The sequence below is a fragment of the Novosphingobium sp. KN65.2 genome (assembly GCF_001368935.1).
In the GTDB taxonomy this organism is placed as follows: domain Bacteria; phylum Pseudomonadota; class Alphaproteobacteria; order Sphingomonadales; family Sphingomonadaceae; genus Novosphingobium; species Novosphingobium mathurense.
Genome location: NZ_CCBH010000069.1, coordinates 1 through 641, shown reverse-complemented (window position 1 = coordinate 641; position 641 = coordinate 1). Strand labels below are relative to the sequence as shown.

Below are 641 nucleotides of genomic sequence, written 5' to 3'. Positions count from 1 at the left end.
CGCATCCGTTTATGGAGCCGTTGCATGAGTTCGAATGGGTCTGCTTCAGACCCGCCGTGGACCTCGAACTCGTATCCCATGCGCTCATCGACCCTGACCTCGTAGGCTCCCAGCATCAACATTGATCCGAGATGGCGCAGCACAAAATGAAACCGATGCTTCCTGCCGCGTCCATCGAAAAGATCGATAGGCTCAAAGGCAACATGATCGAACTTCAATCCGCCCAGGCGCGCCACTTCCTCGTTGTAGCAACGACTGCAAAGATCTCGATATCCGGTCTCCTGGCTTCCAAAATGCGTCATCTCGAGACTGGGAACGCAATTCCCGCACGCATCACAAGGGGCAACATGAAGGCCCGGCTCGGCCATTCCGGCCTGCCCTGCGGCTTGCGCCTCACCGGTCAGCGGTATGCCAAGAGCTTCACACCAATCTCTGACCGCCGCCTGCATTGCGCGTTCTTCATAGCCATACCAGCGATCCAGTTTGCCCTGTGCTCCAATCAGATCCTTGAAGCGTCGAAAGGCACCCTTGCGAAGGAAAATATCCTGAGCTCGCTCAAGCAACTCCGGAAGTTCTTCGGCGACAAATGCCAAAGCCAGGGGTTTGCCGAGATCGAGATCGCGGCGATGGGGCACCGCAAT

1 protein-coding gene is annotated in these 641 nt (G+C 56.8%); it reads left to right on the top strand.

The features are described from left to right. Positions 1 to 146: 146 nt before the first annotated feature. Positions 147 to 641: hypothetical protein (locus SPHV1_RS25640; RefSeq protein ID WP_231634467.1), on the top strand; the 495-nt coding region annotated here is incomplete at its 3' end.